Annotated in this window: 6 protein-coding genes; 3 read left to right on the forward strand and 3 right to left on the reverse strand. The window is 65.4% G+C overall.

What is annotated here, in order from left to right; genetic code table 11:
* From H5T60_09605 to trpE, 3 genes are all read right to left on the reverse strand, one after another.
* Window positions 1–384 (reverse strand): indole-3-glycerol-phosphate synthase TrpC (locus H5T60_09605; protein ID MBC7242686.1); only part of this gene is annotated, 384 nt, incomplete at its 3' end.
* Window positions 381–1,997, reverse strand: a complete 1,617-nt coding sequence (locus H5T60_09610; protein MBC7242687.1) for a bifunctional anthranilate synthase component II/anthranilate phosphoribosyltransferase — start codon at window positions 1,995–1,997, stop codon at window positions 381–383. The genes H5T60_09605 and H5T60_09610, both read right to left, overlap by 4 nt.
* Before the next feature lie 12 nt (window positions 1,998–2,009).
* Window positions 2,010–3,485 carry an anthranilate synthase component I gene (gene trpE / locus H5T60_09615; GenBank protein MBC7242688.1) on the reverse strand — a complete coding sequence of 492 codons (1,476 nt, stop codon included), beginning with the start codon at window positions 3,483–3,485 and terminating at the stop codon, window positions 2,010–2,012.
* A 608-nt stretch (window positions 3,486–4,093) separates the two neighbouring features.
* Here trpE and H5T60_09620 point away from each other — a divergent pair.
* The 3 genes from H5T60_09620 to H5T60_09630 all read left to right on the forward strand — a co-directional run.
* The gene (locus tag H5T60_09620) at window positions 4,094–4,831 is read left to right on the forward strand and encodes a hypothetical protein (protein MBC7242689.1); all 738 of its coding nucleotides are present in this window, start codon (window positions 4,094–4,096) and stop codon (window positions 4,829–4,831) included.
* A gap of 30 nt (window positions 4,832–4,861) precedes the next feature.
* Entirely contained in the window at window positions 4,862–5,155 is a 294-nt protein-coding gene (locus H5T60_09625) for a glutaredoxin family protein (GenBank protein MBC7242690.1), read from the forward strand.
* A gap of 120 nt (window positions 5,156–5,275) precedes the next feature.
* Window positions 5,276–7,429 (forward strand): DNRLRE domain-containing protein (locus H5T60_09630; protein MBC7242691.1); only part of this gene is annotated, 2,154 nt, incomplete at its 3' end.

Consider the following 7,429-nt stretch of genomic DNA (forward strand, 5'->3'; position numbering starts at 1 on the left):
CTGATAGGTGTCAATGATGAAGTCTTTGCGCAGGATGGGGACAGCCAGGCCGGCACTGTCCAGGGCCAGGCACACCCGCTGTAGGTCTTCCAGCGCGCCATGAAAATGATGCGGCTCGGTCAGCACCGAGATGGCGGCGGCGCCGGCGTGGGCGTACGCCGCGGCCAGCTCCGCCGGCTGGAGGTCCATGTTGAGCGCGCCGCGGGAAGGAGAGGCGCGCTTGATTTCGGCGATGATCTGCACCCCCGGGCCCCGCAGTGCCCGGGAAAGATCGCGGGCCGGCGGCGCCCCCGACAGTCTTTCCTCCAGCGTTTCGATGGGAGCATATTCCTGGCGCCGGCGCAGTTCCCGACGGGTATCCTCCAAAATCCGCTCCAGGATCATCGCGCTCCTCCGGTAAAGCGCACCAGCTCCTCCAGCACCCTGGCGGCGCGCCCCGCATCAATGGACTCGGCGGCCATGGCAATGCCCTCTTTGAGGTCCCGCGCCGCGCCGGCCACGTGCAGAGCGGCGCCGGCATTCAGCAGGACCACATCGCGGCGCGGCCCGCGCTCGCCGGCCAGGACAGCGCGGGTGATGCGGGCATTTTCCTCCGGATCGCCGCCGCGCAGGGCCTCCAGCGGCGCCGGCGTCAGCCCCAGCGCCTCGCCGGCCAGCTCATACGTGCGCACCACCCCACCGCGCAGGCAGGCGATGAAGTTGATGCCGGCGGTGCACAACTCATCCATGCCCTGCGAGTTATGCACCACGTAGGCCGCGCTGGCGCCCAGCTCCCGCAGGACATGGGCGATCACTTCCACCAGCTCCGGGGCGTAGACCCCGATAATCTGCAGGGACGCGCCGGCGGGATTGGTCAGCGGGCCGAGGATGTTGAACACGGTGCGCACTCCCATTTCACGACGCGGCCCAATGGCGTGCTTCATGGCCGGATGCAAAAGGGGCGCGAACAGGAACCCAAACCCGACCTCGTCAATACAGCGCGCCACCTCCTCCGGACTCAGCTCCAGGTTCACGCCCAGGGCCTTCAGCACATCGGCACTGCCGCAACGGCTGGACACGGAGCGGTTGCCGTGTTTGGCGACTGCCACGCCGGCGCCGGCGACCACGAATGCCGCCGTGGTGGAAATATTGAAGGTATCCGCGCCATCGCCGCCGGTGCCGCAGGTGTCGATGAGCGGCCGGCGCTGGGGCTGGACGCGCGCCGCATAGCCGCGCATGGCGCGGGCAAAGCCGGCGATCTCGCTGATGGTCTCCCCCTTGGCGCGCAGAGCCGCCAGGAAGGCACCGATCTGCGCCGGCGTGGCCTGGCCGGCCATGATGATGCCCATCACCTGCTCCGCTTCCTCACCGCTGAGATGCTCGCCGCGCAGTACCCGCTCGATGGCCGCCGGCATGCTGATGGACACGGCCGCGCTCTGCTCTTCCACCACGTCGGACAGCCGGAGGAAATTGCGCAGGATGCGCTTGCCGGCCGGCGTAAGGATGGATTCGGGATGAAACTGTACGCCGAAAGTCGGCCCTTCCACATGCTGGATGGCCATGATCTCCCCTTCTTCGGAGCGGGCGGTGACGCGCAGTTCTCTTGGCAGGGGTTCCTCGACGATGAGGGAATGGTAGCGCGTGGCCTCGAAGCTGGTGGGCACGCCGGCGAACAGCGGGCCGCCGTAATGGATGATGCGGGAAACCTTGCCGTGCATCAGGCGGGGCGCCGGCCCCACCTTTCCCCCAAAGACATGGGCGATGCACTGATGTCCCAGACACACCCCCAGGACAGGAATATGGCCGTGAAAGCGGCGGATGGCGTCGTTGGAGATGCCGGCATCGTTCTCCGGCCGGCCGGGCCCTGGTGAAATCACCAGGTGGCTGGGCGCCAACTGCTCCAGCTCCTGTAAGGTCACCTGGTCATTGCGGAACACCCGCACCTCTGCCCCCAATTCGCCCAGGTACTGGACGATATTGTACGTGAATGAGTCGTAGTTATCGATTACCGCGATCATGTTCCACCTCCCTTACTTCATGGGCCCCTGTTCGGCGGCATTCAGGGCACGCGCAAGGGCCCGCAGTTTGTTCTCCGTCTCCTCATATTCCCGCGCCGGCTCCGAATCGGCGACGATGCCGGCGCCGGCCTGCAGGTACACCCGCTGTCCCTTCATCACGAATGTGCGGATGGTGATGCAGGTGTCCATATTGCCCGAGAAGCCGAAGTAGCCCACCGCGCCGGCATAAGGCCCGCGCTGTTCCGGCTCCAGTTCCTCGATGATCTCCATCGCGCGCACTTTGGGCGCGCCGGACACCGTGCCGGCGGGGAAACAGGCGCGCAGTACGTCATAGGCGTCGCAGGCGGGGTCCAACTGTCCCTGCACATGGGAGACGATGTGCATGACATGGGAATAGCGCTCCACCTCCATCATGGTGGGAGTGGTCACCGTGCCGTAGCGGCACACACGCCCCAGGTCATTGCGCGCCAGGTCCACCAGCATAACATGCTCCGCGCGTTCCTTGACGTCCGCCAGCAGTTCCTGTTCCAGCGCCAGGTCCTCCGCCGGCGTGGCGCCGCGGGGCCGTGTGCCGGCCAGCGGCCGCGTCTCCACCATCCCCTGATCCACCCGTACTAACACCTCCGGCGATGAGCCGATAAGGCGCAGGCCGTCCGGCAGCTCCAGGTAGAACATGTACGGCGATGGGTTGATGCGCCGCAGGGCGCGGTAGATGTCGAACGGTTGGGCACTGGTCAGCCGATGAATGCGGCGGGACAGCACCACCTGGAAGATATCGCCGGCGCGGATATACTCCTTGGCGCGCTTCACCGCTTCCTCAAAGGCGGGGCGCGGGAAGGCGGTCTCGAAGGGCGGCTCCAGGGCATCCGCCGGCGGCGCCGGCACTCCCGAGCCGTTCGGCAGGGGCCGGCGCAGGCGCGCCACCAGCTCCTCCACCGCCGCCTCCGCTTCCTCGCGCCCCCGGCCCTCCGCTTCCTCGCCGGAAGCATGGGCGATGACCAACAGCCTCTGCTTGACGTGGTCATAAACCACCAGCCGGTCACACAATAGGAAGAAGGCCTCGGGCAGGCCCAGGGTATCCGGCTTGATGCTGGGCAGGCGTTCGAAGGAGCGCACCAGGTCATAGCTCATGTAGCCCACCGCTCCGCCAGTGAAGCGCGGCAGGTCCGGGATGGGGGTGCCGGCATAGGTCGGCAGATGTTCGCGCAGGACATCCAGCACATCGCGGCCGGCCAGCGGCAGTTCCGTCCAGCGCCCCTCTTCTTCGATGATCACTCTGTCGCGCCAGGCCTTGATGGTGCCGCGCGGGTGAGAACCGATAATGGAATAGCGCGCCAGGTGTTCTCCCCCTTCCACGCTTTCCAGCAGGAAGGAGGGGCCCAGCCCGCGCAGTTTCAGGTATACCGAGACCGGCGTCTCGACATCCGCCGGCAGTTCCCGCACCACTGGGCTGAGAACCCGCCGTGCATGCGTGATGCTGGTAATCATCCTTCACCTCCTTGGCTACAGGCATATAATCAAAAACCCCTCGTCCGGTCGGACGCCCAGCGAGTGCTGGACGTATGACGGGACGAGGGGTTTGCGACCACCCCGCGGTGCCACCCGAATTAGGCGGCCGGCGTATGGCTGGAAACAAAAAACCCGTCGAGAGACGGGTTTTCATCGGCCGGCCAACCTCTCTCAGCGGATACGAGGACTCGCCATCGGCCCATGGATGGGAGCCTGATATCCCGCGCTCTGATAACGGTAGCGTCTCCGGTGCGGACTACTCGGGCGTTACCGCCCTTTCGGCGCACGACTCGCAGGCCCATTCCGCCGCGTCGTGGACATCGGGCTCGCACCTTTCCCCGACTCTCTGGGTCCCGGTGCGCGGCGTACTCTTCCTGGTCATCGTCTTTGGCATGTGCGGTTGTCAACGCATATTATAAATCGGCGGACGCCGGCTGTCAAATGGCCCGATTCGAGGGCGTGGGACACGCAGTCCGGTGACTGTCACCAAACAGAGACACCCAATCGTGCAGTTCGGGCAGGCCTGTGGTATAATAGGTTAGACGTTTCGGCTCTGTCGGGTATCCGGATGGTAAGGAGAAAGGTAGATGTCCGCCCCGTTCCGTTTCTTCCCCACGGGTGCGCTGATCCTGCTGGCTGTGATGACAGCAATCAGCGTCGTGGCCCTGGCGGTGCAGTGGCGAGAGGCGAAGCACGCCCCTTTTTTCCTCCTGCGCTATGAAGCGGCCAAGCGCGCTCGCCGGCTGCTCCTGCTCACGGTCCTGCTGGTCATTGGCATGGGAATCACCGGCTGGCTGACCATACAATACCTGAGGCATCCGACGGAAGCGCCGGCCCGGCCCGCGGTGACGCCGGCGGTCCTGCCCACGCCGACGCCCGGCGGTGAGGCCGGCACCCAACCCCCTCCCACTCCCACGCACACCCGGGTGCCTTCTCCCACCCCGACGCCTCCGGTGACCCCGACCCCCACCACCCGTCCAGTGACTCGCTCTCCTGGTGCCAGCTTTACCTTCATCACCTTTGCGCAGGGCGTATCCGCATCCAACGAACCCCTTATGCCGGGGCAAGTCTTCCCCCTCCCGCTGGAACGGCCGATCTATGCCTTTTTCCGCTTCGCGGAAATGGAGAACGGCACACCATGGCGGGCAGTATGGCGCAAAGGCTCGGTGGAGCTGGCATCCGACAAGTTCCAATGGGAGTGGGGGCGCTACGGAACCGCATACGTGTATTTCCTGCCGCCGGGAGGGTTTGACGCCGGCGCCTATTCCCTGCAGTTGTATATCGGCGATGACCTGCAGTTCGAGGCCAGCTTCGAGGTACAATAACGCTACAAAGCGGTTCGCCAGGAGGAAACTATGTCCGCCGAAATTCCATCGGATTCGCCACCTGATCAAGACAAGCAGAAGGTCATCCTCTATACCAAGCCCGACTGCCCAGACTGCTTCAATGCCAAGCGCTTCCTGAACAACCGAAGTATCCCCTTTGAGGTCCGGGACATCACTAACCCGCAGGCGGTGGAAGAACTGCTGGCGCTCCTGGGGCCAGGTCAGTACGCGACCCCCATTATCGTCTTGAGAGAGCACGTGTTCGTGGGATTCGAGGTCAACCGCCGGCACATCGAGAACGTGTTCGAGCAAATGTCCTGGTGAACCCCCACTTAGTGCGATGATCGGGCCGCATGCGCCATATCTGAACCGCCGGCCAGGCGTCTACACTTTCGGATTACTTGTCGGCGCACGGCTGACAAAGTCTCCAGGAGGTTATTACCTATGCACCAACTGTATTCGCGCCATCCTGGAAGCGGCCGCTGGGTACGGTTCGGCGTATGCGCCGGCCTGCTTGTTGCCGGCATCCTGGCCTTTCTCCTTCTTTACACCCCACCCGCTTCCCTGGCCGTACCGCCTGCCGCGCATACCTTCTATGGGACGGTACAGCTCAGCGGCCAGAACGTCCCGGACGGCACGCTCATCACCGCATATGTGTATGATGGGAGCGACATCGTCATCTGCGGCACCACTACGACCTTCACGCCGGCCCCGCCGGCGCCGCAGGTCTCCGTGTACACCCTGCCCGTGACCGGCGATGACCCCGATACTCCCAACAAAGAGGGCGCGGCCGAAGGCGACACCGTCCATTTTCGCATTGGCCCGTGGGATGACGGCGTGGACGCGGATCAGACCGGCATCTGGCATTCCTCCGATTTCACGGAGCTGAACCTGACCGGCACTGCACTTCCCACACCGACCCCTACCCATACGAATTCGCCCACCGCCACCCCCACCGGCCCGACGCCGACCTTTACGCCGGCGCCCACCCACACCCCGACGCCCACGGCAACGGCGACGCACACCCATACTCCCACGGTCAGCCCGACGCCAACCGGCCCGACCCCTACGCCCACGCCCTCTCCGATGCCGACCTTTGTCTGCCTCCAGCAGGGGAGCGCCGGCTATACCGGGACCACGGATACCTACCTGGACCTGGCCAACCCCAGCACTCCGTATGGCTCGGCCAACAAGATGTACGTGAAGACCCAGGAGATCGTCAACTCGCTGGTGCGGTTTGAGCTGGGCGACCTGCCGGCGAACATCACCGTCGTCACCGCCACCATGAAGATACTCGTGCTGGACCGCACCCCGGATAAGCCCATCACCCTGCGCGCCTACCGCGTCGCCAAGCACTGGAACGAGGATGAGGCCACCTGGTACAACGCCACCTCCACCACCCTCTGGTCGGCGCCCGGCTGTCAAGCCCCCGGCGCGGACTACTCGGACATCGGCGCGGTCGAGCTGGCCGGCTTCGACGGGGAGGGGGTCTGGGCCACCTTTGACCTGACGAACATGGTGCGCCATTGGGTCACATATCCCTCGGAAAACCACGGGGTGGTGATCAAGGGATATCGCTACCAAGACCAGACCACCATGTACACCTTCTGGTCCTCCGAGGTCTCCAACGTCGGACTGCGGCCCCAGCTCTGCGTCGGCTACCTGATGCCGACTCCGACACCCACGGCCACTCCTACCAACACGCCGACCTTCACCCCCACACCAACGCCGACCCATACCGCCACGCCGACGGCCACGCCGACCCCGACCGATACGATGACGCCCACGCCCACCTTTACGGCAACCCCCACCACCGGCATCATCCGTGGGCTGGTATGGAATGACCAGAACGGCGATGCGGTGCGGCAGGAGGGCGAGCCGCCGCTCGCCGGCGTCACCATCGGCATCCGCTACCTGGGCATCGAGTTCGACACCCAGGTGACCGCCGGCGACGGCTCCTTCGTCTTCGCCGGCCTGCTCCCCGGCGATTACACCGTGCGCGCCTACGATGTCCCTGGCTTCGCCTGGACCACCCCCAATATGGCCATCATCCCGGTGCAGGCCAACACCACCAACTATATCGAGTTCGGGGCCTGGATACCGCCCACCGCTACCGCCACCCCGACGGCGACCAGCACGGCCACCAGCACCGCCACGCCGACGCCGACATCCACTGCCACGCCCACCCCGTGCCCGGACACCTATGAGCCGGACGACAGCATGCTCCAGGCCAAATGGATCGAGGCCGGCGGCCAGCCCCAGACGCATAACCACCATCAGCCCGGCGATGTGGACTACCTGAAGTTCGTGGGCATTGCCGGCCAGACCTTCCGCATCCGCACCTTTGCCCTGGGCGGCGCGGGGAACGACACGGTCCTGACTCTGTTGGACAGCGCCGGCGCGGTCCTCGCCCAGAACGACGATGACCCGCTGAACCCGCCGGCCTCGCGCGTGGATTTCACCTGCCCGGAGACCGGCACATATTTCCTGCGCGTGGAGCAGAAATCGCCGGCGGTGGGCGGGTGCAGTATCACCTATCAGATAGAGGTGCGCACCTGGGTGCCCACCCCCACGCCCACCCCGACCCCCACGCTGGCC

The sequence above is a fragment of the Anaerolineae bacterium genome (assembly GCA_014360855.1).
GTDB lineage: Bacteria > Chloroflexota > Anaerolineae > JACIWP01 > JACIWP01 > JACIWP01.